The sequence below is a fragment of the Mycobacterium bohemicum DSM 44277 genome (genome assembly GCF_001053185.1).
GTDB classification, from domain to species: Bacteria; Actinomycetota; Actinomycetes; order Mycobacteriales; family Mycobacteriaceae; genus Mycobacterium; species Mycobacterium bohemicum.
Genome location: NZ_CSTD01000001.1, coordinates 1,553,624 through 1,576,550, shown reverse-complemented (window position 1 = coordinate 1,576,550; position 22,927 = coordinate 1,553,624). Strand labels below are relative to the sequence as shown.

Below are 22,927 nucleotides of genomic sequence, written 5' to 3'. Positions count from 1 at the left end.
CAGTGAGGGTGGTTCAGCGATGACGGCTCCTCCGGGGGGTCCCTACGGCCAGGACCCGTACGGGTCGAATCCCTACGGGCAGCCGCCTTATTGGGGCGGCCAGCCGCAGGGCGGACAGCCGCAGGGCGGCCAGCCACAGGGCAACCCTTACCCGTACCCGCCGCCGGGCGGCCAGTACCCGCAGTACCCGCAACCCGGCCAGCCCTACCCCCAACCGGGTTGGCCGGGCGGGCCGTACCCGCCCCCCGGGCCACCACCTCCGGGCGGCCCGCGCTCGAAGCTGCCGTGGCTGATCCTCGCCGGTGTCGCGGTGCTGGGCGTCATCGCCCTGGTGATCATCCTGGTCGTCGGTCTCAGCGGCGGGAACACGTCCTCGAAGACGCCGACCGCGCAGCCGTCGACGAACGCCCCGACCTCGCAACCCGGCACCTCGGAGCAGAACGCGACCGGTTGCACCCCCAATGTGTCGGGAGGTGACAAGCCGACCGGTGACACGATCAGCGCGGGCAAGCTGTCGTTCCCGGTCAGCGCGACACCGGGATGGTCGGGCTTCTCGGATGATCAGACGCCCAACCTGATCGGCGCGGTTGGCGTCGGCCAGGAGGTGCCCACCGCCAACCAGTGGATGATGCAGGCCGAGGTCGCCGTCACCAACTTCGTCCCCAGCATGGACGTCGGCACCCAGGCCTCGAAGTTGATGGACTGCGTCGCCAATGGGCCGGGTTACGCGAACGCGTCACCCACGCTCGGCCCGTCCAAGACGTCGTCGCTGACCGTCGACGGGACCAAGGCCGCACGGGTGGACGCCGACATCACGATCGCCGACCCGGCGCGCAACGTGAAGGGCGACTCGGTCACCATCATCGCGGTCGACACCAAGCCGGTCACGGTCTTCCTGGGCGCCACCCCGATCGGCGATGCGGGCTCGGCGGGCATCATCAGCAAGGTGATCGCGGCGCTCAAGGTCAAGAAGTAGCGGCGCCCGTCGGCGCCGAGACGTGGGTGGCCTCCGAACGCCCGCGCAGCACGGTGGAATAGCACTCGGCCCAGTGCGCGCGCTCGACCTCTCCGGCGCGGTCGATCGCGGCGGCCGAGCACAGGATGCGCCGGTCGGCGGCCTTGGCGAGATCGGCCAGGCGCGCGGCCTCGTTGACGGCGTCGCCGATCACCGTGTATTCGTAACGGTTTTCGGCGCCGATGTTGCCGGCGAACACGCGGCCCGCCGAGACTCCGATGCCGAAATCGACGGGCAGTGTGCGCAACTGAGTTCCGAGTGTGCGCGCCGTGGCAAGCGCCGCCGACGCCGGCTCGCCGGTGGGCAGCGGCGCCCCGAAGACGGCCAGCGCCGCGTCGCCGGCGAATTTGTTGATCAGCCCGCCACGCTCGTCCACGGCGTGGACGACGATGCGGAAGAAGTCGTTGAGCACCTCCGCGACCTCTTGCGGGGGGCGGCTTTCCGCGAGCTGCGTCGAACCCACCAGGTCGATGAACAGGACGGCGGCTTCCACCACGTCACCGGATAGCGACGCGCCCTCTTGCAGGGCGCGGTGGGCGACGTCGGCGCCGACGTGGCGCCCGAACAGATCCCTGATCTTGTCACGCTCGGCCAGGCCGGCGACCATCCGGTTGAATCCGCTTTGCAGGCGCCCGATCTGGGAGCGCTCGTAGGCTCCCAGGTACGTTCCCATGTGGCCGCGTTCCACCTCCGCCATCGCGTCGACCACCTCGGAAATCGGGTCGGAGATCGACCGCGAGGTCAGGATCATCGTGGTCAGCCCGAGAACCAGCGCGGCCAGCGAGACCACCAGGATCGGCGCATCCAGGGAAGCCGACTTGTCGAACAGCCATCCATACGAGCGAAGGGCGACAAGGGCCGCGATGATTCCGATCGGGCATGCGCTGCACATGAACCACATGAGGACCAGCCGCGCGTAGACGCCGGGCACCATGAGCCGGGGCTCGTGGCCCAGTGTGGCGGCCCCCATGATGGGCCGCAGGATGCGCTGCGAGAGCAGCATTCCCGTCCCGATGGCCGCCGGTGCGCCGAGCACCGCGCCGAGCGCGATCGGCAGCAGGAACTTCGCCCCGGCGAGGTTGAGCAGCATGAAGATTCCGCCGCTGCCGGCCCAGGCCACCGCCAGGATCGCCGACTGCCGGCCGGGCAGCCTCATGGCGGCCTCGCGTTGCGGCGCCGTCGGCACGTCTCCGGGGACGTACCAGCGCAGGGTGGGAGCCAGGCTGGCGATGCCGGCGACCACCACGCCCGCGACCGCAACGGCGATCAAGGACACCAGGATGGCGATCCGCGGAAAGCCGGCGTCGATCGGGGCGGACGTGTGTCCCCGCAGCGGGATCAGGATCGCCGCTGCTTCGACGACGGCCAGCAGGTAGGCGACGGCGAGAGTGAAGGCGTACTGAATGGACAACCGCCGGGCGGACTTTGGGCGCCGCGCCCCCAGTCCGCCGGATCGCGATGGGATCCAGGCCCGACGCCAATCCACCGTGATCACCCTATAAAGGTAGCCGCAAGGTAGCCGCGCGGGACTCAAATCTCCTGCTAGGCACCGTTGTTTGGTCCGCCCGAGTTCTGCCCCGGGATGTCGGTGATCGGGAAGTTGGGCATCGGCTTGGGCGAGGGCGTATTGGGCAGCGGGGGGATCTCGTTGGCCGGGATGTCGTGCAGGCCGTTGACGGGTGGCCCGTTTTCGCGTCCGCCATAGCTGCTTCCGGGCGCCCGCGGCCCCAGCAATTCGCTGACCGTCACCACCCGGTAGCCGTTGGCCTTCAGCACCGGCATGAACTGGTAGACCAGGTCGACGGTGCTCGAGTAGGTGTCGTGGAACAGCACCACCGAGCCGGGCTTGATGTAGGTCATCAGCATGTAGCGGGTGGCGGCGGTGTTGGAGTCGTTGATCCAGTCGAACGGGATGACGTCCCAAAGGATTTCGGCCAGCCCGTACCGGCCGGCGACCTGGTTCACGACGGCGTCGGACAGCCCGCCCGCCGGACGCCACAGGCTCGGTGTCCGGCCGGTGGCGGCGGCGATCGCGTCGTTGGCCTTGGAGAGCTGGCCGGCGACGTCCTCCGGCGGGATCGTCGTCATGTTGGGGTGTTCCCAGGTGTGGTTGCCGATCTCCATCCCCGCGTCCGCGACCTGCCGGGCCCCGGCGGGGTTGGCGGCCACCTTGTTGCCGATCTCGAAGAACGTGGCCTTGGCGTCGTTGTCCTTCAGGACCTGCAGCAGGCGGCCGTCGAACGGGCTGGGCCCGTCGTCGAAGGTCAGCGCGACACACTTGACCACCGAGCAGCTCAGGTCGTCGGCGCGTGTCACGTGGCCGGTGAGGGCCCCGATCACCAGCACCGCGGCCGCCGCGACGACACCCACGACGGTGCGCCAATAGCGCCACGCCAGGCTGTCGGGTCGTTTCCGCACGCCAGCAGCCTACCGCGGCGAATCATGCGGTTCGGGCCGTCAGTGCGGACCGGCGATCTCCTCGAGCATCTCGGTGACCAGCGCCGCGATCGGCGAGCGTTCGCTGCGCAGCAACGTGATGTGGGCGAACAAGGGGTGCCCCTTGAGCTTCTCGATCACCGCGGCGACCCCGTCGTGGCGCCCGACCCGCAGGTTGTCGCGCTGCGCGATGTCATGGGTCAGCACCACCCGCGACCCGGTGCCCAGCCGCGACAACACGGTCAGCAACACGTTGCGCTCCAGCGACTGCGCCTCGTCGACGATGACGAACGAGTCGTGCAGCGAGCGGCCCCGGATGTGGGTCAGCGGCAGCACCTCGAGCATGCCGCGGGAGAGCACCTCCTCGAGCACCGCCGGGCTGGCGAGTCCCTCGAGGGTGTCGAAGACCGCCTGGGCCCACGGGCCCATCTTCTCGCTCTCGCTGCCGGGGAGGTAACCGAGCTCCTGGCCGCCGACGGCGTACAGCGGACGGAAGACCACCACCTTGCGCTGGGTCCGTCGTTCCAGCACCGCCTCCAGGCCCGCGCACAGCGCCAGCGCGGACTTGCCGGTCCCGGCCTTGCCGCCCAGCGACACGATGCCCACCGACTCGTCGAGGAGCAGGTCCAGGGCCACCCGCTGCTCCGCGGAGCGGCCGCGCAGCCCGAACACCTCGCGGTCGCCGCGGACCAGCTGGACGCGCTTGGCGGCGGTGACCCTGCCCAGCGCGTGGGAGCTGCCGCCCAGTAGCCGAATCCCCGTGTGGCAAGGCAGGTCTCGCGCCTCGGCCAGGTCGATCTCGCCGTCGGCGAACAGGGTGTCGATGTCGTCGGCCGCGGTCTCGATTTCGTGCATCCCCGACCAGCCCGAGGCCACCACGTCCTGGGCGTGATACTCGTCGGCGGGCAGGCCCACCGCGGCGGCCTTCACCCGCAGCGGAATGTCCTTGCTCACCAACGTAACTCGCCTGCCTTCGGCGGCGAGGTTGGCTGCGCAACTCAGGATCCGGGAGTCGTTGCTGTCGGTGCGGAAACCGGCGGGCAGCACCGTCGGGTCGGTGTGGTTCAGCTCGACGTGCAGCGTGCCGCCTTGCGCCCCAACGGGAATCGGCTGATCGAGGCGCCCGTGCTCGAGCCGGAGGTCGTCGAACAGGCGCAACGCCTGGCGGGCGAACCAGCCCAGCTCGTGATGGTGCCGTTTGGCCTCGAGTTCGCTGATCACCACCAGCGGAACCACCACTTCGTGTTCGGCGAACCGGCTGCAGGCCCAGGGATCGGACAGCAGTACGGACGTGTCGAGCACGTAAGTCCGGATTTCGGTCACGTAGCGCTCCTCGAGCGGGGTAAGCCCGCGCGGACCCGCACGGGAGTATCGGCGGGAACCGCGGCACCAGGACCGGGGCCGGTCCTGCCGTTCGTGTGACGGAAGGTGCCGCCCTGGCAGCAGAGCATGTCGCTGGCCATCGACAACGACGCTACTCTCGTCGCCGCGTGCCCGCCGGTCAGACGCGCCGAGTCAGCCTGTGCGGCTGCGAAGATGCGCGATGTGCGCCCGGATCGGGCTCAGCCCGCGACGAACTGCGCCAGCGCGGGCTCGCCGGCCAGGCCCCACTCGGTGATGCGGTCGGCAATCGCCTGCCGCACGTCGGCCGGCCCGAAGATGCCGGCCTCGGCGACGTTTCGCAGCTTGTCCTCGTACCCCGGGATGTCGGCGCCCGGGACCGCAAGGTCGGCGGACCGGGCGGCGATCGCCGCGATCGTCTCGTCACGGGTGTAATCGAGGCAGTGCGCCACCAGATTGGAGAAGAACTCCTCGTGGCGCGCCTCGTCCTTGGCGATCCGGTCGATCAGGCCGGCGAGCACGGGCTCCTCGATCTGGGCGGCCAGGTTGCGGCAGAAGACGGCGTGGGTGCGCTCGGTCAGCGCCATGTACACGAGCGTCTCGACCTGCGAGTAGTGGTCGGCGCGGTAGCCCTGCATCACGTACCGGACCCGCGCCTCCTCGTTGGCGGTCGGGTCCACCTCGCGGGTGACGATCAGGTACTCGCGCAGGGCGATGGCGTGCAGGTGCTCCTCGGCGGTCCACCGGCCCAGCCAGCGACCCCACCACTCCTCGAGGATGAAGTGCTCGACGAGCTCGCGGTGATGGCCGGCGAGGTTGTCCTTGAGCAGGAGCAGGATCTCGCACGCGTCGGTGAACTGCCTCGGCAGGCTCGCCTGCGACGGATCCCAGTCGCGGCCGCCGAGGAAGGCGAAGTTCTCGCCGCGATCGAACGGGACGTAGTCGTGGGCGAACCAGAGGTTCTCGGTGTTGAGGTGACGGTCCATGTTCACCTCGACCACCGGCTCGAGTTCCAGGGTCAGCGCGTTAGCTACAGGTTTCTGTGCCATGGGGTAACTGTAACTTGTCGACACAGGTTCGTGAAACCGCTGCCCCGTGTCGCGCCGAAAATGTGACTTTGGTCCTCGGAGACCGTTTCGGGCTCGTGGTGCGCGGCCTAGCGGTCCACCAGCGTCCACTCCTCGAGGCCCTCGTAGAGCGGGAACTGCCTGGCCAGGCGGGTGACCCGCTCGCGCAGGGCGGGCACGTCCAGGCTTGGGCCGGAGCCCGCGCCCGCGGACAGCGCCGTGGCGATGATGTCGGCGACCTCGCCGAATTCGGTGTCCCCGAAGCCGCGGGTCGCCAGGGCGGGGGTCCCCACCCGCAGGCCCGACGTCACCATGGGCGGCCGCGGATCGTTGGGGACGGCGTTGCGGTTGACGGTGATCCCGATGTCGTGCAGCAGGTCCTCGGCGGCCTTCCCGTCCAGCGGGGAGTCGCGCAGGTCGACCAGTATCAGGTGGACGTCGGTGCCGCCGCTGACCACCGACACGCCCGCCTTCGCGACGTCGGCGGCCAGCAGCCGCTCGGCGATGATGCGGGCGCCGGACAGCGTGCGCTGCTGCCGGTCGGCGAATTCGGGGGTGGTGGCGATCTTGAGCGCGACGGCCTTGCCCGCGACGACGTGCATGAGCGGCCCGCCCTGCTGCCCGGGGAACACCGCGGAGTTGATGGCCTTGGCGTACTCCTGCTTGCCCAGGATCATGCCCGAGCGGGCGCCGCCGAGCGTCTTGTGCACCGTGGTGGACACCACGTCGGCGTGCGGGACCGGCGACGGGTGCAGGCCCGCTGCGACCAGGCCCGCGAAGTGCGCCATGTCGACCCACAGCTTGGCCCCCACCTCGTCGGCGATCGACCGGAACGCCGCGAAGTCCAGGATCCGCGGGTACGCCGACCAGCCGGCGATGATGACCTTCGGGCGGAACTCGAGCGCCTTGGCGCGCACGGCGTCCATGTCGATCAGGTGCGTCGTGGGGTCCACGCCGTAGAAGCCGGCGTCGTAGAGGCGGCCGGAGAAGTTCAGCTTCATCCCGTGCGTCAGGTGGCCTCCGTTGGCGAGGTCGAGGCCCAGCAGGTGCTCCCCCGGCGTCATCAGCGCGTGCAGCACCGCGGCGTTGGCCTGCGCGCCCGAATGCGGCTGGACGTTGGCGAACTCGGCGCCGAACAGCGCCTTGGCGCGGTCGCGGGCGACGTTCTCGATCACGTCGACGTACTCACAGCCGCCGTAGTAGCGCCGGCCCGGAAGCCCCTCGGCGTACTTGTTAGTCAGCACGCTGCCCTGGGCCTGCAGCACCGAACGCGGCACGAAGTTTTCCGAGGCGATCATCTCCAGGGTGTCCCGTTGCCGGCCGAGCTCCTTGTTCATCAGCTCGGCGATCTCCGGGTCGACCTCGGCCAGGGGCGCAGACATCACGGACGCGGTGGTGTGGGGTGCGGCGGTCACGTGGGCAAGTCTATCCAGCGGGCAAATTCGCCAGCCCAACCGTCGGCCTCGCGTCCCCCCCTGCAACACTGAGCACTATGCCGCGGCTTAGCGAGCCGAGCCCTTACGTGGAGTTCGACCGGAAGCAATGGCGCGCGCTTCGCATGTCGACGCCGCTGGCCCTCACCGAGGAGGAGCTCGTCGGGCTGCGCGGTCTGGGCGAGCAGATCGACCTGCTCGAGGTCGAAGAGGTGTACCTGCCGCTGGCCCGGCTCATTCATCTGCAGGTCGCCGCCCGCCAGCGGCTGTTCGCGGCCACCGCGGAGTTCCTGGGCGAACCCCACCAGAACCCGGACCGCCCGGTCCCGTTCATCATCGGCGTGGCCGGCAGCGTGGCGGTCGGCAAGTCGACGACCGCCCGCGTGCTGCAGGCGCTGCTGGCGCGCTGGGATCACCACCCCCGGGTCGACCTGGTCACCACCGACGGATTTCTCTACCCCAATGCGGAGCTCGACCGACGAAACCTGATGCACCGCAAGGGTTTTCCGGAGAGCTACAACCGCCGGGCGTTGATGCGGTTCGTGACGTCGGTCAAGTCGGGATCCGACTATGCCTGCGCCCCGGTGTATTCGCACCTGAAGTACGACGTCATCCCGGGCGCCAAGCACGTGGTCCGCCACCCCGACATCCTCATCCTGGAGGGCCTCAACGTCCTGCAGACCGGGCCGACCCTGATGGTCTCCGACCTGTTCGACTTCTCCTTGTACGTCGACGCCCGCATCGAAGACATCGAGCAGTGGTATGTCTCCCGGTTCCTGTCGTTGCGCGGCACGGCGTTCGCCGACCCCGAATCGCACTTCCATCACTACTCGGCCCTCAACGACACCAAGGCCGTCGCCGCCGCCCGCGAGATCTGGCGGTCGATCAACCGGCCGAACCTGGTCGAGAACATCCTGCCGACGCGCCCCCGCGCGACGCTGGTGCTGCGCAAGGACGCCGACCACTCCATCAACCGGCTACGGCTGCGCAAGCTGTAGCGGGACCCCGGCGGCCGGGGCCCCGCACCAGCAGGCATCTGCCGGGCCTGATCGCCGCTAGGCGACCAACCGGCGCACGCCGAGGTACTGCAGCGCGGCGAATCCCGCGGTGAACACGCCGGTGGCCAGCGTCGCCGCGACACCGGTCGCGGTCATCGGCACCGCCTCGGCGGCCACGATGGCGGCCAGCGTGCAGGCGACGTTCGCGACGACGACGCCGTTGCCGACCCGCCGCAGGTTGGGCAGCGAGGCGAGCGCGAACACCACGAGGCCGTAGAGCACGAAGGCCGCGCCCAGGGCGTGTTCCTGCGCGGACGTCAGGCCGGTCAGCGAGGACAGCGGGTCGGCCACGAAGGCGACCGCCAGTCCGCACAGGCCGGTCAGCGTGGCATCGGCGCGCATGGCGAAACGCAACAGCGAGTCGGTCGAGTCGTAGAGGGGACGGGTGGGCTGACCTGAAACGGCGGTCATGTGATTACTCCTCGCGGTGAGCGGGTGGGTCGGACAGTCCCGAGCGTTGCGACCGGGCACTGCCATATCGACCCGTGGCGCTGCCAACTGCTGCCACCCAAGGAACGACCTGGGGATTTGCCCGGTTATTCCGTCTCCCGCAGCACGTTGACCGGCGCATCCTTGTCGGTGGGGCCCGTGGCGCGAATCGTGGGGTCACCCCCGACGAGCCGCCCGTCAGACCGCCTGCGCCTCGATGACGCAGAAGGGGGATGCGGTTTCGACCACCCGGGTCATGCGGAAGCCGGCCCGCTCGAGCAGCCGGGCGTATTCGTCCGCGGTGCGTTCCCGCGCGGCGGCGCTGACGAACATGTCGAGGTCGAGCCATTTGCCGGCGCTGTCCCGGTTATGCGTGGGGATGACCAGTTCGACGAGCACCAGGTGCTTGCCCGTCGCGGCCGCCGCGCGCACATTGCGCAGGATTCGCTCGGCGTCGTCGTCGAGCCAGTCGTGGATCACGTTCTTAAGCACGTAGAGGTCACCGCCGGCCGGTATGACGTCGTCGAAGAACGAACCCTCGGCGATCTCGACGCGGTCGTCGACCTGGTACTTGCGCAATTCCTCGGGGGCCCCCACCACGACCCCGGGCTGGTCGAAGAGCACGCCCCGGGCGTGCGGTGTGGCGGCCAGGATCGCGGACAGTAGGCGGCCGTGGCCGCCCCCCACGTCGACGATCGTCGGGCCGAAGCGGCCGAAGTCGTACGCGGCCATGAGCGGTGCGATCGACAGCTCGGAGACGTTGGTCATGGCCTCGTTGAAGATCTCCTGCAGTTCGGGCTGCCCGGCCAGGTAGTCGAACATGTTCTGGCCGCTCATTTCCGCGGCGGTGCACCGGCCGGCGCGGATGCCGTCGCTGAGGTGGCTCCACCGCTCGCGCAGCTGGGGCGAACCGGCCCATCGCGCCCACGCGGCCAGGGACACGTCGGCGTCGCGACGAAGGGGCTGCGCCAGCGGGGTGAGGTCGTAGCGGCCGTCGCGGCGCTGGCGGAAGATCCCGCGGGAGATCAGCGCCCGCATCAGGCGGCGCAGCGCGTCGGTGTCCGCACCGACCGCGCGCGCCAGCTCCTCGGCCGAGAGCGGGCCGGCCGCCAGCGCGTCGGCGATGCCCAGATCGGCCGCCGCCGTGATCGCCTGCGCGACGAACGCGTCCATCAGCATCTCCAGCAGGCCCGCCGGCGCGGGCAGCGTCCGGTGGTAGAGCCGACCGAGGTGGTGGCGGGCGCGTTCGATCACCCGGACCACCTTCGCGGGCGGAATTGTCGACAAAGCCACTGCGCGCTCTTTTCCGTGTTCGAGCCCCCGCGCGAGCGTAACCCGGCGGCCAACGGGCCGCTTGACGCACCGAACGCCGCTAGTCGCTGTGCACCGGCACGCGCCCGCGCAGATCGGCGGCGATCAGCCGGGCCGCCGCGTTCTGCCAGTTATGCAGGGAGCGCTGGGGCACCTCGGTGACCAGCCACTGCCAGGCCTGCCGCGCGGTCGGATCCAGTCCGGCGGCGGTGGCGTTCTGCGCGTACGCCCGCACGCCGACCACGTACGGGAAGTACAGCGAGTCGTAGTGGCGCCACTGTTCGGTGGTGCCGAAATCGCCGACAGCGCAGCCATGCGTCCAGTCTGGCACGCGGCGGCAGGCCCTTACTTGCCGTATCTGCGGTGCCGCTGGCTGTAATTACGCAGCGCGCGCAAGAAGTCGACGCGCCGGAACGCGGGCCAGTGCGCCTCGGTGAACCACATCTCCGAATACGCGCTCTGCCACAACAGAAAACCGGACAGGCGCTGCTCGCCGGACGTGCGGATCACCAGGTCGGGGTCGGGCTGGCCTGAGGTGTAAAGGTTTTCGGAGATGCCGTCGACGGTGACCGCGTCGATGAGCTCCTCGGCGGACGCGCCGTTGGCCAGTTCCTTGCTCAACAACGCGCGCACCGCGTCGACGATCTCGCGCCGGCCGCCGTAGCCGACGGCGACGTTGACGTGGAAGGGCGCCACCGCCGGAGTGGACTCCACCGCGTCCCGCAGCCGCCGGGCAGGCTCCTCGCCGATCAGCCCGAGATCCCCCACGGTGCGCACGCTCCAGCGGTTGGCCGGCGCGCAGATCTCCTCCACCACGTCGGTGATGATCTCGATGAGGCCGGCCAACTCGCCGGGGTCGCGCTGCAGGTTCTCGGTGGAAAGCAGGTACACGGTGGTCATCTCGATGCCGGCTTCCTGACACCACCGCAGCATCTCGGCGATCTTGATCGCACCCATCCGGTAGCCGTAGCTGACGTCGTCGTAGCCGGCATTGCGGGCCCACCGCCGGTTGCCGTCGCACAGGACCGCGATATGGCGGGGCAGGTGGGATCTGGAGGAGGCCAGTTCCTGCTTCAGCCGCAGCTCATATACCCGGTACAGCGGCTCTTTGAGCCGGGGCGGAATGATCTCCACGAACCAACACCCTACTGCGCGGGGCGGCCAATCCCGGCCCTCATTGGGCGCAATCTCACCGCACGTCGAGCCCCTGCCGTGACCGTTCGCGGCTACTGTTGACGGGTATACGCCCCGGCAACCCGATTTGTATGCGAGGCACTACGACACATGAGCAGCCAGATCGACGCGGCCACCGGTAACGACCCACAACCCGAAGCGATCACGCCCGGCAACACCGTCGATCAACTCGTCGAGGACGCCACCCACGCGCTGTCCAAACCGCGGCTGCGCGGCTGGATCCACTTCTTCTCGGCGTGGCTGGCGATCATCACCGGCGCGACCCTGGTGTCGGTGTCGTGGGCGGCGTCGTCGCCCCGCGCGGGGCATTCGACCCTGGTCTACGCCGCGGCCACGGTGGCGATGTTCGCCGTCAGCGCCACCTACCACCGGGTGCACTGGAAATCCGCGGCGGCTCGCAACCTGATGAAGCGGCTCGACCATTCGATGATCTTCGTGTTCATCGCCGGCAGCTACACGCCGTTCGCGCGCCTGGCCATGCCGCAGCAGACCGGGGTCGAGGTGCTCTGGATCGTGTGGGGCGGCGCGCTGGCCGGCATCCTGCTGAAGGTGTGCTGGCCGACGGCGCCGCGCTGGCTGGGGGTGCCGCTATACCTGCTGCTGGGGTGGGTGGCCGTGTGGTACTGCCCGACGATCCTGCACAAGGCGGGGGTGGCGGCGACCGTGCTGCTGGCGGTCGGCGGCGTGTTCTACAGCGTCGGCGGGATCTTCTACGGGCTTCGCTGGCCCGACCCGTGGCCCAGGACGTTCGGCTACCACGAGTTCTTCCACGCCTTCACCGTGATCGCGGCGATCCTGCACTACATCGCCATGTGGTTCGCGGTCTTCTACGTCGGCGAGCAGGCGTGGCTGCATTGAGCCCGACGGCTATAGCTGCCTGACGTCGGCCGGCGACCAGTAGGCCTTCATCGCGGCGACCTTGCCCTCGTCGTCGAACACCATCACGTCGATGGGCTCGATCACCATCCGGTGCTCCGCCCCCTGAGAGGGGAGGGCCACCGTCAGCCGGAAGTGGAACGCCGCCTCGTTGCCGCATACCCGCAGCGTCACCAGCTCGCACTCGCGCTGCACGTTGTCGACCGCCGAGTAGAAGCCGTGGATCGCCCGCCGGCCGATGTGGATCTCGCCGCCGACCGGGTCCTCGACCGTGGCGTCCTCGGCGTACAAATCGGCGATGTCGTCGGCGCTGCCGTCGGCGACCAGCCGTAGGTAGCGGTGGACCGTGTCGGTGATCCGTTGGGCGTGATCGGCATTCGGCATGGGACGCACGCTACTACCCGCGCACGCCCAGGGCCGCGGCCAGTTCCCGCGGCCGGGTCACCGGCAGGTCGCAGACGCGACCGCGGCACACGTAGGCGGCGTCGGCGCCGGCCACCCGGCCCCGCCCCATCAGGAGCGGCGAGGAGTCCATTTCGCCGCCGACGACGATCGCCCCGCCGGGGGCCAGCCGGCGGGCGTCGGCCAGCAGAGCCGACTGCGAGGGGTCGCAGGACACGACGATCTGCAGCGGCCCGCGGACCGCGGCCTCGGCGACCGCGAGCCAGTATCCCGCCGAGCGCGGGCCCTGGGCCAGCAGCACCGCGTGCGCACGCAGCGCGTCACTGGCCGCCCGCAGATACCGGTCGGCGCGCTCGCCCTCGACGAGGTGCGCCGCCGTCAGCAGCGCCTCGGTGATGGATGACGCCCCCGACGGAGTCGCGCCGTCCAGCGGGTCGCCGGGGCGCAGCAGCAACCGCTCGGCATCGTCGGGGGTGTCGAACCAGCGACCGGCCCGCTCCCAATCGGCGAAGTGCCGCAGCGCGATGTCCAGCAACTCCGACGCAGAGGCCAGCCAGGCCTGTTCGCCGCTCAGCTGGTACAGCGCCAGCAGCCCGGTCGCCAGCATCGCGTAGTCCTCCAGGACGGCGGGACTCTCCCCGACCGCCCCGCCCAGGCTCGCGCGCCGCAGCCGTCCGTCGACCAGGTGCAGGTCGAGCAGCGCCGTGGCGCAGCGCCGTGCGGCCTGCACCAACCCCGGGTCGTCGAGGGCCACGCCGGCCTCCGCCAGCGCCGTGATCGCCAATCCGTTCCAGGAGGTGACGACCTTGTCGTCGCGGCCGGGCTGCGGCCGGGCGCGACGGGCCGCCAGCAGCTGGGCCCGGACGCGTTGCAGGCGTTCCGGGTCGTCGGGGTCGGCGCGCAGCTGCAGCACCGACGCCCCGTCCTCGAACGTGCCGCCCCTGGTGACCCCGAAAACCTCTGCGGCCCAACGGCCGTCGGCGTCGCCGAGCACGTCGCTGAGTTCGCGGCGGGTCCAGACGTACGTCGAGCCTTCGCGGCCGTCGGCGTCGGCGTCCAGCGACGAGGTGAACATCGCGCCGTCGGCCAGGTCGTGGAGCAGGAAATCCGCCGTCTCGGCGGCGACGCGGCGGGCCAGCGGGTTCCCGGTGCGCCGCGCCCAGTGTGCGTAGGCCCGCAGCAGCAATGCGTTGTCGTACAACATCTTCTCGAAGTGCGGGACCACCCAGGCCTCGTCGACGCTGTACCGCGCGAAGCCGCCCGCGAGCTGGTCGTAGATGCCGCCGCGGGCCATCGCCTCGCCGGCCCGGGCGACGGCGTTGAGCGCCGCCGTCGAGCCGCTGCGCTCGTAGTTGCGCAACAGCGCCTCGAGGACCGCCGACGGCGGGAACTTGGGCGCACCACCGAAGCCGCCGTTGACCGCGTCCTCGTCGGCCAACAGCGCCGCGACCGCGTGATCGCACACCGCAGGCACCAGGTCCGGGCCCCCGGTCGGCTGCTCCCAGAACGCCTCCGACATGCGGCGCAACTCGCCGGCGATGCGTTCGGAGGCCTCCTCGACTTCGTCGCGGCGCTCGCGCCACGTTTCAGACACGGCCGAAAGGAGTTGCAGAAAGCCCTCTTTCGGGTAGTACGTGCCGCAGAAGAAGGGCCTGCCGTCGGGCGCCAGGAAGCAGGTCATCGGCCAGCCGCCCTGCCCGGTGAGGGCGACGGTCGCGTTCATGTAGACCGCGTCAATGTCGGGCCGCTCCTCGCGGTCGACCTTGATGCAGACGAACTCCGCGTTCATCACCGCGGCCACCTCGGCGTCCTCGAACGACTCGTGGGCCATGACGTGACACCAATGGCAGGCGGCGTAACCGATGGACAGCAGGATCGGCTTGTCGCGCGCCGCCGCGTCCGCCAGCGCCTGCGGCGTCCACTCCTGCCAGTGCACCGGGTTGTCGGCGTGCTGCCGCAGGTAGGGACTGGCGGCCAGCCCCAGCGTGTTCGTCGCCGACGCCCCGAATTCCTCAGCCGGGCTCATCGGCGGATCCCGGAGCGCGCGCCGAGCCGTTCCCCGGGCGCGGGGTCCTTCCCGGGGCGTCGTCCGGCGTCTCGACGACCGCGTCGGTACCCTCGTCGGCCGCCTGGTCGGGCTCGGGGTGCTTGGGGTCGAACGACTCGGGCACCTTCTTGAGCTGACGGTTCATCGACCGCAGCAGCAACAGCGTGGCGACCAGCAGCAGCACGATGACCACCAGCCCGACCGGACTGGCCTTCCCGAAGTCGGGCCCGGTGTTGTGCGGCGCGTCGTCGGCGATGACCGCGAGCAAAAAGCTGTTCACCCGTCGTTCTCGATTCCGGCGAACAGGTCGTCCTCGGGCAGCCGGACCGGAACCCGGGAGCGTGCCAGTTCGAATTCCTCGGTGGGCCAAAGCCGTTGCTGCCATTCGATGGGGGCGGCGAAGAAGTCATGGTTGGGGTCGATCTGGGTGGCGTGCGCGCGCAGGGCGTCGTCGCGCTGGCCGAAGTAGGCCGAGCACTCCACGCGCGTGGTCACCCGCGACTCGAACGGGTCGTGCTTGGGATCCCAATGCTCGAGCCACTTCTTGAACGGGGCTTCGTGCCCGTGTTTGACGGCCTCGTCGTGCAGCAACTGCATCCGGGCCCGCAGGAAGCCGTGGATGTAGTAGAGCTTGGACACCGTCCACGGCTCGCCGGCGTCGGGGAATTGCCGGTAGTCGCCGGCCGCCTCGAAGGCGCCGATCGACACCTGGTGGCAGCGGATGTGGTCGGGATGCGGGTAGCCGCCGTTCTCGTCGTAGGTGGTGATCAAGTGCGGGCGGAACTCCCGCACGACCCGCACGAGCGCCCTGACCGACTCCTCCAGCGGCACCAGCGCGAAGCAACCCTCCGGCAGCGGCGGCGGCGGGTCGCCCTGGGGCAGCCCGGAGTCGACGAAGCCGAGCCACGTGTGCTCCACCCCGAGAATCTCGGCGGCCTTGGCCATCTCGTCCCGGCGGATCTCGGCCATGTGTTCCAGCACGTCGGGCAGGTCCATCGCCGGGTTGAGAATGTCGCCGCGCTCGCCCCCGGTCAGGGTCACCACCATGACGCGGTGCCCTTCCGCCGCGTAGCGGGCGAGGGTGGCCGCGCCCTTGCTGGACTCGTCGTCGGGGTGGGCGTGCACAGCCATCAAGCGCAGTTCGCTCACGAGCCCCCTTGTCGGTCTGATGGTCGGCCGGTCTGACCCTATAATTCCAGTCCTGCGACCGCTGCCCGCCCTCGGCAGCCCACCACCCAGGCATACCAGGCATGACCGAGACCGCCATTCCCCGTCCCCCGGCCCGCTACGGGCGTCCGCGGATGTCGCCGCGCTCCCGCCGCCGGCTGGCCATCGCCGCCGCGGCGCTGGCGGTTGTGGCGGGCATCGGCGTCGCGGTCCTCGGCTATCAACGGCTGGGCACCAGTAGCGTGTCGGGCTCGTTGGCCGGCTACCGGGTGATCGACGACGAGACGGCGTCGGTAACCATCAGCGTGACGCGATCCGACCCGTCGCGGCCGGTGGACTGCATCGTGCGGGTCAAGGCGGCCGACGGCAGCGAGACCGGCCGGCGGGAGGTGCTGGTCCCGCCGGCGACCCAGTCCACGGTGCAGGTCACGACCACCGTCAAGTCCTCCCAGCGGCCAGTGATGGCCGACATCTACGGCTGCGGGGCCGACGTACCCGGCTACCTGCGCCCTTCCTGACCGCACGAGGCCGGATGCGCAAATCGAGTCATCGAATGTTTGCGCGGTGGTAACATGAGTGAATGCACGGTTCCGACTGGGACCGTGTATTGCTGCATTAATGGCCCGAGCGATCCGAGCGGCAGCACGCGGGGAGGACCGGGCAACCCGTCAGGGCTGCGGAGGCTTTCGCGCTGCGCGGAACGACGAATACTGCGATCGACCACGAGGAGCACGACGAGATGACGGACACTCAAGTGACCTGGCTGACCCAGGAGTCACATGACCGACTCAAGGCCGAGCTCGACCAGTTGATCGCCAATCGTCCGGTCATCGCCGCCGAAATCAACGATCGCCGCGAGGAAGGCGACCTGCGCGAGAACGGCGGCTACCACGCCGCCCGCGAGGAGCAGGGCCAGCAAGAGGCCCGGATTCGCCAGCTGCAGGACCTGCTGAACAACGCCAAGGTCGGCGAGGCGCCCAAGCAGTCCGGCGTCGCGCTGCCCGGATCGGTGGTGAAGGTCTACTACAACGGCGACAAGTCCGACACCGAGACCTTCCTGATCGCCACCCGCCAGGAGGGCATCAACGACGGCAAGCTCGAGGTCTACTCGCCGAATTCACCCCTGGGCGGCGCCCTGATCGACGCCAAGGTGGGCGAGACGCGCAGCTACGTGGTGCCCAACGGCAATACCGTCGAGGTCACGCTGGTCAGCGCGGAGCCCTACCACTCCTGAGCTTTTCCGCCGCCAGCCGGCCGCGAGCGTGCGTGCGGCGACGGTTCAGCGGCGTGTCGCGTCGCCGGATTATCCGGCGCGCGCAAGCGCCTGATCCAGGTCGGCAATGAGGTCGGCGACGTCCTCGATTCCGACCGAGAGCCGCACCAGGTCGTCGGGCACCTCCAACTGGGAGCCGGCCGTCGACGCGTGGGTCATGGCGCTGGGCAGTTCGATCAGCGACTCGACCCCGCCCAGCGATTCGGCCAGGATGAACACCCTGGTGCCGGCGCACAGCTGCTCGGCGGCCCGGCGACCGCCGCGCATGCGGACCGACACCATGCCCCCGAAGTCGCGCATCTGCCGCGCGGCGATCGAGTGGCCGGGATGGCCGGGCAGGCCCGGATACAGGACGGCCCCGACGGACGGATGCCCGGCGAGGAACTCCGCGACGGCCATGGCGTTCTCGCTGTGCCGCTGCATCCGCAGCACCAGCGTCTTGAGCCCCCGCATCGTCAGGTAGGCGTCGAACGGACCGGGAACCGCGCCGGCCCCGTTCTGCAGGAAGCCGAACGCGTCGTCCAAATCCCGATCGTTGGTCACCAGCGCGCCGCCGACCACGTCGGAGTGCCCGCCGATGTACTTCGTGGTCGAGTGCAGGACGACGTCGGCGCCCAGCGTCAGCGGCTGCTGCAGGGCGGGCGAGGCAAAGGTGTTGTCCACCAACACCTTTGCCTGATGTGTTGCGGCCAGTTCGGCGATCGCCCCGATATCGGCGATGGTCAGCAGCGGATTGGTCGGCGTCTCGACCCAGATCAGCCGGGTCCGGGGGGTGATCGCGGCGCGCACGGCGTCCAGGTCGGACAGCGCCGCCGGCGTGTACTCGACGTTCCACCCCGTGAAGACCTTGTCGATCAGCCGGAAGGTGCCGCCGTAGGCGTCGTTGGGGATCACCAGGTGGTCGCCGGGGCGCAGCATCGCGCGCAGGGCGCAGTCGGTGGCCGCCATCCCCGACGCGAACGCCCGCCCGTACGCCCCGGCCTCGACGGCGGCGAGCGCCGCCTCGAGCGCCGCCCGGGTCGGGTTGCCGGTGCGCGCGTACTCGAACCCGCCCCGCAGCCCCCCGACACCGTCCTGGGCGAACGTGCTGCTCGCATAGATCGGGGTGTTGACCGCCCCGGTCGCCGGGTCCGGCGGGTAGCCGGCGTGGATCGCCTTGGTCGCCAGCCCGGTGAACTCGTGGCGTCGGTCCTCGCTCATCGACGATCAGCCTAGTGACCGCCCCGAGCCGTCACCCCTCCTGGATCGGCAGGACCACCGTCGTCATGATCTTGTCGGCCAGCGTCTGCCGTTTGGAATCCCACAGCGGAAAAAGGAAACCGATGAAGCAGATGATCGCGTCGACGAAGTGGGCGAGCTGGCGTACCACCGACATGCCGAAACCGATGGGCTGGCCGGTGACCTCGCTGACCACCTTGATCTTCATCGCCGACTTGCCCAGGCTCGACCCGGTGGTGCCCTGGCGGTAACCGTAGTTCCAGACCAGGTAGGCCAGCCCCAGCAGGTTCGCCGCCCACTGCAACAGCTGCCCGATCACCGTGGGCTGGTCGGCGCAGACCTGGGTGACGTCGTACTGGGTGATATCGGTGACGCACGAACGCTGCGTGAGGCTGAAAAACAGCAGGGAACCGATGCCCAACACGACGGCGTACGGCGCGTAGTCGATCACGAACGCGAGCGCGCGGGTGAGCCACGGCGCGTAGGACTCGGTCGGCAGGGTGCGGATCGCCGGCCCGGGCGGCGGCGGGGCGTAGCCGCCCGACGACGGCGGGGGCGGCGGGTAGGAGCCCCCGCCCGGCGGGGGCGGAGGGGGCGGGTAGGAACCCCCGCCCGGCGGCGGGGGGGGGGGGGGGTCTGGCGGTCGTGGTGGGGGCGCCTCGGGGGACGGCGGGGGTGCCGAGGGCGGGGTCGGTTGCGCCTCGGGGTACGGCGAAAAACTGGGCGGGGTCGGCTGCGCCTCGGGGTACGGCGAGGGATTGGGCGGGAATGCGCCGCCGGGGCGCGGTTCTTCGGTCATTGCAACCCTTCCAGTGGCGGATTGGCTGAACTCGGCCGCATTACAGTACCTGAGCAACGTCCCCGCGCGGGAGGTGCGCGCCCGGCGTCGCTACCGTCGCCCGGCCAGGCCCCGCGGGCCTTCCGAGAGGAATCCCAGCAGGTCATAGCGGGTGATGACGCCGACGGGCTTGCCTTCCTCCACCACCATCAGCGCGTCCCAGTCCCGCAGCGCCTTGCCCGCCGCACCGACCAACTCGCCGGCACCGATCAGCGGCAGCGGTGGGCTCATGTGCTGGGACACGGCGTCGGCCAGCTTGGCGCGGCCCTCGAAGACGGCGGACAGCAGCTCGCGCTCCGAGACGCTGCCGGCGACCTCGCCGGCCATCACCGGCGGCTCGGCGCCGACCACCGGCATCTGGGACACCCCGTACTCGCGCAGGATCCCGATCGCATCGCGAACCGTCTCGGCGGGGTGGGTGTGCACCAGGGCGGGCAGCGCGCCGGACTTGTCGCGGAGCACGTCGCCGACCGTCGACTGCTGGGTCGACCCGTCCAGGCGGCTGCGCAGGAACCCGTACGACGACATCCACGCGTCGTTGAAGATCTTCGACATGTAACCGCGGCCGCCGTCGGGCAGCAGGACCACGACCAGCGAGTCGGGGCCGGCCCGCTCCGCGACTTTGAGCGCGGCCACCACCGCCATCCCGCACGACCCGCCGACGAGCATGGCTTCTTCGCGGGCCAGCCGCCGCGTCATGTCGAACGAGTCCGAGTCGGAGACCGCGATGACCTCGTCGGGAACGGTCCGGTCGTAGGCGTCCGGCCAGAAATCCTCGCCGACGCCCTCGACCAGGTAGGGCCGGCCGCTGCCGCCGGAATACACCGAGCCCTCCGGGTCGGCGCCAACGATGCGCACCGCGCCCCCGGACACCTCTTTCAAGAAGCGGCCCGCGCCCGTGATGGTGCCGCCGGTGCCGATGCCGGCCACGAAATGGGTGACCTTGCCGTCGGTGTCGGCCCACACCTCCGGACCGGTGGTGGCGTAGTGGCTCGCCGGTCCTTGCGGGTTGGCGTACTGATCGGGTTTCCAGGCGCCCTCGATCTCGGAGACCAGCCGGTCGGAGACGCTGTAGTAGCTGTCCGGGTCGTCCGGCGGCACCGCTGTCGGGCACACGACGACCTCGGCGCCGTACGCCATCAGCACGTTGCGCTTGTCCTCGCTGACCTTGTCGGGGCACACGAACACGCACTTGTAGCCGCGCCGCTGCGCGACGAGCGCCAGCCCGACCCCGGTGTTGCCCGACGTCGGTTCGACGATGGTGCCGCCCGGCTTGAGCTGCCCGGCCGCCTCGGCGGCGTCGATCATCTTCACCGCGATGCGATCCTTGGAGCTGCCGCCGGGGTTGAGGTATTCGATCTTGGCCGCCACCGTGCCGGCGCCTTCGGGGACGACGGAGTTCAGCCGAACCAGCGGCGTACCGCCGATGAGGTCACTGATGTGCTGGGCGATCCGCATGCGTTCATCGTGTCAGGGACCCCCACGCCGCGCACAGCCGCGCCGTGCGTCAGCCGGTGGCCTCGCGGATGTAGTCGCCGATCTGACGCAACGAACGCATGGCCTCCGGCACCAGGGGCGCGGCCAGCTGGAAGTCGTGCACCTGCCCCGGCCACACCCGGACCTCGGCCGGCACGCCGACCGCGGCCAGCCTGGTCGCCGCCAGCCGCGCGTCGTGCAGCAACACCTCGGTCCCCGACACGTGAATCAGCGTCCGCGGCAATCCCGGCTTGATGTGCTCCAAGGGCTCGTAGATCTCTTCGGGTTTGCCGTCGACGATGTTCTTGCGGGCCGCCCCAGCAACGAGGGCGATGAGGGCGTCGAACGCCTTGGAGGAGAACATGGCGTCGGTGTTGATGTTCGGGTGGGCCTGCTTGAATTCCTTTGCTAGCTGCAGCAGTGGCGAGATGGCCACCAGCGCGGCGGGCTCCTCGCCCTCGGCCTGCAGGCGTTGCGCCAAGGCCAGCGCCAGGTAGCCCCCCGCGGAGTCGCCGGCCAGCACGATCTGGTCCGGCTGGAAGCCGTGCAGGCGCAACCATTGGTAACCGTCGTGGCAGTCGTCGAGGGCCATGCCAACCGAATGCTTGGGCAACAGTCGGTAGTTGACCACCAGCACGGGCGAATCAGCAAACTTTGAGAGTGTCTCGACCAGCCTGCCGTGCGAGTTCGCCCCACACGTCAGGAATGCGCCGCCGTGCAGGTAGATGATCACCCGGCGGGTGCCGTCGGCGGGCAGCACACCGGGGGCGCGCACCAGCTGCGCGGAAGCGTTCCGCAAGTTCACCGTCTCGCGGACGGTGGCCGATACCGGGAGCACGACCCGTGCCGCGAGGTCGATGAGGCCCCAGGGCCAGGGGAAGTTGGGGACGTGGCTGCCGACGGCCAGAACGGGCCGGACCGTCCATCGCGCGGCGAGCGTGGCAACCCGCGCAGCAACGCTGGGACCGGACTCGAGGACCTCGACCGGTGCGCCGTCGCTGATTGCGAATCTGCGTGCCTCAACCCTACGTGCCTTGAGGATGTCACGTTGGTGAACGGCATACCGGGGCGAACCGGATACGTTGTTCGGTGCGCTCATGCTCAACACTTTCTACGTCTTTGTAGTGCGAAATAGCATGTGACGAGCCAGCTAACCGTCTGGTTCAGCCCGAGTCCCAACCGTTCAGCCAATCCGTTGAACTTAGCTTGGCAGGCGTTCCTAAGCGCTGCATTTGAATAATCTAATTTGATACCACTTTTGATTCGCACCGTGACCACATTGTTCGTTACTCGCCTCCGCAAACAGTCGAGCCGATCTAAACTGGACTGCGTGACCATCCGGGTGCCGCGTCGTTCGACGATCGCCCTGGCCACGGCGGGGGCACTGGCCTCGACGGGTACGGCCGTCCTGGGCGCACGCAACCTGCTGGTCGGTCAGGCGACGCACGCGCGCACCGTCATCCCGAAGGCGTGGGAGGTTCCCCCGCGCGCCGACGGCGTGTACACCCGCGGCGGCGGGCCGCCGGAGCGGTGGCGGCGCGGCGTGCCCGCGGACCTGCACCTGATGATCTTCGGGGACTCGACGGCCACCGGCTACGGCTGCACGCACGCCGACGAGGTGCCGGGCGTGCTGATCGCGCGCGGGCTCGCCGAGCAGACCGGCAAACGCATCCGGCTGAGCACCAAGGCCATCGTCGGCGCCACCTCCAAAGGCGTGTGCGGCCAGGTGGACGCGATGTTCGTGGCGGGCCCGCCGCCGGACATCGCCGTGCTGATGCTCGGCGCCAACGACGTGACGGCGCTCAACGGCATCAGCCAGTCGGCCCAGCGCGCCGGCCTGGCCGTTCGCAAGCTGCGCACCCGCGGCGCGGTCGTGATCGTCGGGACGTGCCCCGACCTGGGCGTCATCGGCGCCATCCCGCAGCCGCTTCGCTCCCTGGCCCACGAGCGCTGCCTTCAGCTGTGCCGCGCCCAGACCGCGGCCGTGCGGGCGGCCGGCGGCGTGCCGGTCCCGCTGGCGCAGCTGCTGGCGCCGAAATTCCGGGCGATGGGCGACGCGATGTTCTCCGCGGACGGCTACCACCCCTCGGCGATCGCCTATGCGCACGCCGCCGACGCGCTGCTGAACGCGCTCTGCGAGGCGCTCGGCGAAAAGGTCGAGCGTCCTCTGCTGACCTTGCCGGTGCCGCCGGCCAATCCGACGCTGGGTCAGCGCCACACCCGGCTCAGCATCATGTCGCGACTGTTGCGGGGCCCGGTGAGCGCCGGGCGCACCCCGTCTTCGTGCGGCCCCGCGGTCAACGATTAGATTTGTTCTGGCCCGTCGGAGTGGAGCTACCACCCGCC

At 69.9% G+C, this 22,927-nt stretch carries 22 protein-coding genes and 1 pseudogene; 6 read left to right on the top strand and 17 right to left on the bottom strand.

The features are described from left to right. Positions 1-19: 19 nt before the first annotated feature. Positions 20-976, top strand: a complete 957-nt coding sequence (locus BN971_RS07160; protein WP_085180531.1) for a hypothetical protein — start codon at positions 20-22, stop codon at positions 974-976. Here BN971_RS07160 and BN971_RS07155 read toward each other — a convergent pair. The 5 genes from BN971_RS07155 to glyA all read right to left on the bottom strand — a co-directional run bounded on the left by BN971_RS07155 (position 966) and on the right by glyA (position 7,241). Then, a complete protein-coding gene (locus tag BN971_RS07155; RefSeq protein WP_090350036.1) occupies positions 966-2,420 on the bottom strand; it encodes an adenylate/guanylate cyclase domain-containing protein in 1,455 nt (484 codons plus the stop codon). The two genes, BN971_RS07160 and BN971_RS07155, sit on opposite strands and share 11 nt — an antisense overlap. Before the next feature lie 137 nt (positions 2,421-2,557). Beyond that, positions 2,558-3,433 carry a polysaccharide deacetylase family protein gene (locus BN971_RS07150; RefSeq protein WP_085180532.1) on the bottom strand — a complete coding sequence of 292 codons (876 nt, stop codon included), beginning with the start codon at positions 3,431-3,433 and terminating at the stop codon, positions 2,558-2,560. Positions 3,434-3,472: 39 nt separating this feature from the next. Continuing rightward, positions 3,473-4,774, bottom strand: coding sequence for an RNA 5'-3' helicase PhoH2 (gene phoH2, locus BN971_RS07145; RefSeq protein ID WP_085180533.1), 1,302 nt, complete (start codon positions 4,772-4,774; stop codon positions 3,473-3,475). 239 nt (positions 4,775-5,013) lie between these two features. Then, positions 5,014-5,841 (bottom strand): acyl-ACP desaturase, encoded by an 828-nt coding sequence (locus tag BN971_RS07140; RefSeq protein ID WP_085180534.1) that lies wholly within the window; start codon positions 5,839-5,841, stop codon positions 5,014-5,016. A 107-nt stretch (positions 5,842-5,948) separates the two neighbouring features. Then, positions 5,949-7,241 (bottom strand): serine hydroxymethyltransferase, encoded by a 1,293-nt coding sequence (gene glyA, locus BN971_RS07135; RefSeq protein WP_085180571.1) that lies wholly within the window; start codon positions 7,239-7,241, stop codon positions 5,949-5,951. A gap of 110 nt (positions 7,242-7,351) precedes the next feature. Between glyA and coaA the strand changes: the two genes are divergently transcribed. After that, entirely contained in the window at positions 7,352-8,290 is a 939-nt protein-coding gene (gene coaA, locus BN971_RS07130) for a type I pantothenate kinase (protein WP_085180535.1), read from the top strand. Between the two features lie 57 nt (positions 8,291-8,347). Here the strand turns inward: coaA and BN971_RS07125 are convergent, their stop codons facing one another. The 4 genes and pseudogenes from BN971_RS07125 to BN971_RS07110 form a co-directional block, all read right to left on the bottom strand. Then, positions 8,348-8,761 carry a hypothetical protein gene (locus BN971_RS07125; RefSeq protein WP_085180536.1) on the bottom strand — a complete coding sequence of 138 codons (414 nt, stop codon included), beginning with the start codon at positions 8,759-8,761 and terminating at the stop codon, positions 8,348-8,350. Positions 8,762-8,977: 216 nt separating this feature from the next. Further along, positions 8,978-10,072, bottom strand: a complete 1,095-nt coding sequence (locus BN971_RS07120; RefSeq protein WP_085180537.1) for a methyltransferase — start codon at positions 10,070-10,072, stop codon at positions 8,978-8,980. A gap of 79 nt (positions 10,073-10,151) precedes the next feature. Next, positions 10,152-10,391 (bottom strand): annotated as a pseudogene (locus BN971_RS07115) (hypothetical protein); the annotation flags it as partial. A gap of 44 nt (positions 10,392-10,435) precedes the next feature. Beyond that, the gene (locus BN971_RS07110; protein WP_085180538.1) at positions 10,436-11,224 is read right to left on the bottom strand and encodes a (2Z,6E)-farnesyl diphosphate synthase; all 789 of its coding nucleotides are present in this window, start codon (positions 11,222-11,224) and stop codon (positions 10,436-10,438) included. Positions 11,225-11,374: 150 nt separating this feature from the next. On the opposite strand from BN971_RS07110, the gene trhA reads away from it, so the two are divergent. Continuing rightward, positions 11,375-12,142, top strand: a complete 768-nt coding sequence (gene trhA / locus BN971_RS07105; protein WP_085180539.1) for a PAQR family membrane homeostasis protein TrhA — start codon at positions 11,375-11,377, stop codon at positions 12,140-12,142. Between the two features lie 9 nt (positions 12,143-12,151). Here the strand turns inward: trhA and BN971_RS07100 are convergent, their stop codons facing one another. Genes BN971_RS07100 through mca form a run of 4 tightly spaced genes read right to left on the bottom strand, consistent with a single transcriptional unit; the run spans position 12,152 to position 15,758 of the window. Further along, positions 12,152-12,544 (bottom strand): nuclear transport factor 2 family protein, encoded by a 393-nt coding sequence (locus BN971_RS07100; RefSeq protein ID WP_085180540.1) that lies wholly within the window; start codon positions 12,542-12,544, stop codon positions 12,152-12,154. Between the two features lie 13 nt (positions 12,545-12,557). Further along, complete coding sequence (locus tag BN971_RS07095; protein ID WP_085180541.1) at positions 12,558-14,588, bottom strand: thioredoxin domain-containing protein; 2,031 nt, start codon at positions 14,586-14,588, stop codon at positions 12,558-12,560. Beyond that, positions 14,575-14,889, bottom strand: coding sequence for a hypothetical protein (locus BN971_RS07090; RefSeq protein ID WP_085180542.1), 315 nt, complete (start codon positions 14,887-14,889; stop codon positions 14,575-14,577). Before BN971_RS07090 ends, BN971_RS07095 begins: the two co-directional genes overlap by 14 nt. Further along, a complete protein-coding gene (gene mca, locus BN971_RS07085) occupies positions 14,886-15,758 on the bottom strand; it encodes a mycothiol conjugate amidase Mca (RefSeq protein ID WP_085180543.1) in 873 nt (290 codons plus the stop codon). Before mca ends, BN971_RS07090 begins: the two co-directional genes overlap by 4 nt. 101 nt (positions 15,759-15,859) lie before the next feature. On the opposite strand from mca, the gene BN971_RS07080 reads away from it, so the two are divergent. Together BN971_RS07080 and greA are read left to right on the top strand one after the other, a co-directional pair. Beyond that, entirely contained in the window at positions 15,860-16,294 is a 435-nt protein-coding gene (locus tag BN971_RS07080) for a DUF4307 domain-containing protein (protein WP_085180544.1), read from the top strand. 221 nt (positions 16,295-16,515) lie between these two features. After that, the gene (greA, locus tag BN971_RS07075; RefSeq protein ID WP_085180545.1) at positions 16,516-17,010 is read left to right on the top strand and encodes a transcription elongation factor GreA; all 495 of its coding nucleotides are present in this window, start codon (positions 16,516-16,518) and stop codon (positions 17,008-17,010) included. 69 nt (positions 17,011-17,079) lie between these two features. Here greA and BN971_RS07070 read toward each other — a convergent pair whose 3' ends face one another. The 4 genes from BN971_RS07070 to BN971_RS07055 all read right to left on the bottom strand — a co-directional run bounded on the left by BN971_RS07070 (position 17,080) and on the right by BN971_RS07055 (position 21,680). Further along, positions 17,080-18,249 carry a cystathionine gamma-synthase gene (locus BN971_RS07070; protein ID WP_085180546.1) on the bottom strand — a complete coding sequence of 390 codons (1,170 nt, stop codon included), beginning with the start codon at positions 18,247-18,249 and terminating at the stop codon, positions 17,080-17,082. 31 nt (positions 18,250-18,280) lie between these two features. Next, positions 18,281-19,066: an RDD family protein gene (locus BN971_RS07065; protein WP_090349891.1), complete on the bottom strand. Its 786-nt coding sequence runs from the start codon at positions 19,064-19,066 to the stop codon at positions 18,281-18,283. A 90-nt stretch (positions 19,067-19,156) separates the two neighbouring features. Continuing rightward, positions 19,157-20,563 carry a cystathionine beta-synthase gene (locus BN971_RS07060; protein WP_085180075.1) on the bottom strand — a complete coding sequence of 469 codons (1,407 nt, stop codon included), beginning with the start codon at positions 20,561-20,563 and terminating at the stop codon, positions 19,157-19,159. A 49-nt stretch (positions 20,564-20,612) separates the two neighbouring features. Then, positions 20,613-21,680: an alpha/beta hydrolase fold domain-containing protein gene (locus BN971_RS07055; protein ID WP_085180074.1), complete on the bottom strand. Its 1,068-nt coding sequence runs from the start codon at positions 21,678-21,680 to the stop codon at positions 20,613-20,615. 243 nt (positions 21,681-21,923) lie between these two features. Between BN971_RS07055 and BN971_RS07050 the strand changes: the two genes are divergently transcribed. Further along, on the top strand, positions 21,924-22,889 hold the full coding sequence (locus tag BN971_RS07050; RefSeq protein ID WP_090350032.1) for an SGNH/GDSL hydrolase family protein: 966 nt from the start codon (positions 21,924-21,926) through the stop codon (positions 22,887-22,889). Positions 22,890-22,927 lie beyond the last annotated feature (38 nt).

Coding starts and splice junctions, on each gene's coding strand:
- BN971_RS07160 (WP_085180531.1), top strand. CDS start 20: ATGACGGCTCCTCCGGGGGGTCCCTACGGCCAGGACCCGTACGGGTCG.
- BN971_RS07070 (WP_085180546.1), bottom strand. CDS start 18,249: ATGAGCGAGGACCGACGCCACGAGTTCACCGGGCTGGCGACCAAGGCG.
- BN971_RS07140 (WP_085180534.1), bottom strand. CDS start 5,841: ATGGCACAGAAACCTGTAGCTAACGCGCTGACCCTGGAACTCGAGCCG.
- greA (WP_085180545.1), top strand. CDS start 16,516: ATGACGGACACTCAAGTGACCTGGCTGACCCAGGAGTCACATGACCGA.
- BN971_RS07080 (WP_085180544.1), top strand. CDS start 15,860: ATGACCGAGACCGCCATTCCCCGTCCCCCGGCCCGCTACGGGCGTCCG.
- coaA (WP_085180535.1), top strand. CDS start 7,352: ATGCCGCGGCTTAGCGAGCCGAGCCCTTACGTGGAGTTCGACCGGAAG.
- glyA (WP_085180571.1), bottom strand. CDS start 7,241: ATGTCTGCGCCCCTGGCCGAGGTCGACCCGGAGATCGCCGAGCTGATG.
- BN971_RS07100 (WP_085180540.1), bottom strand. CDS start 12,544: ATGCCGAATGCCGATCACGCCCAACGGATCACCGACACGGTCCACCGC.
- BN971_RS07125 (WP_085180536.1), bottom strand. CDS start 8,761: ATGACCGCCGTTTCAGGTCAGCCCACCCGTCCCCTCTACGACTCGACC.
- BN971_RS07060 (WP_085180075.1), bottom strand. CDS start 20,563: ATGCGGATCGCCCAGCACATCAGTGACCTCATCGGCGGTACGCCGCTG.
- trhA (WP_085180539.1), top strand. CDS start 11,375: ATGAGCAGCCAGATCGACGCGGCCACCGGTAACGACCCACAACCCGAA.
- BN971_RS07095 (WP_085180541.1), bottom strand. CDS start 14,588: ATGAGCCCGGCTGAGGAATTCGGGGCGTCGGCGACGAACACGCTGGGG.
- BN971_RS07065 (WP_090349891.1), bottom strand. CDS start 19,066: ATGACCGAAGAACCGCGCCCCGGCGGCGCATTCCCGCCCAATCCCTCG.
- BN971_RS07055 (WP_085180074.1), bottom strand. CDS start 21,680: ATGAGCGCACCGAACAACGTATCCGGTTCGCCCCGGTATGCCGTTCAC.